At 61.4% G+C, this 594-nt stretch carries 1 pseudogene; it reads right to left on the bottom strand.

What is annotated here, in order from left to right:
• Positions 1–594 (bottom strand): annotated as a pseudogene (locus DWB67_RS17790) (IS5 family transposase); the annotation flags it as partial.

The following is a 594-nucleotide window of genomic DNA, read 5'->3' on the forward strand; positions in this document are numbered from 1 at the left end:
TTGCCGCCGGGCAGTCTTCTTTCCACGGCCGACCATTCTTTCGGATCAGGATGATCGCAGTAGCATGACAGTCGATGATGGCGGTATGGCAGCGGCGGGTGTCATAGGCCCCGTCGGCGGTTACCTTGCTGACGTCTTCGCCCTCTGGGATCTGGCCGAGTAGGTCCGGCAAAACCAGACTGTCGCCGTCACTGCTGGAGGTAAACTCTACCGCCCGAATGTCAGACGTAGCCGTGTCCATCGCCAAATGCACCTTGCGCCATTAGCTTCGGCCCTGAACACCGTGTTTTCTGGCCTGCCACTCGCCATCACCGAGGAACTTGATCCCGGTGCCGTCGATCATGAGGTTCAGGGAGCCATCGGCGCGCCGATACGGGATCTGGACAGACAGCGTCTTCTGCCGTCGACACAGGGTGGTGTCGTCGGGCACCACCCGATCCAGGCCAGCCATCTTCAACAGGCTGGCCACCATCCCGGTCGTTTGCCGAAACGGCAACTTGAACAGCACTTTGATGGTCAGGCAGAACTGGACCGCCGCGTCGGAAAACACCGCAGGGCGACCGGGGCTGCCGTCATGCGGCGCAAGCCAGGTCA

This window comes from Paracoccus sp. JM45 (assembly GCF_003590715.1).
Taxonomy (GTDB): domain Bacteria; phylum Pseudomonadota; class Alphaproteobacteria; order Rhodobacterales; family Rhodobacteraceae; genus Paracoccus.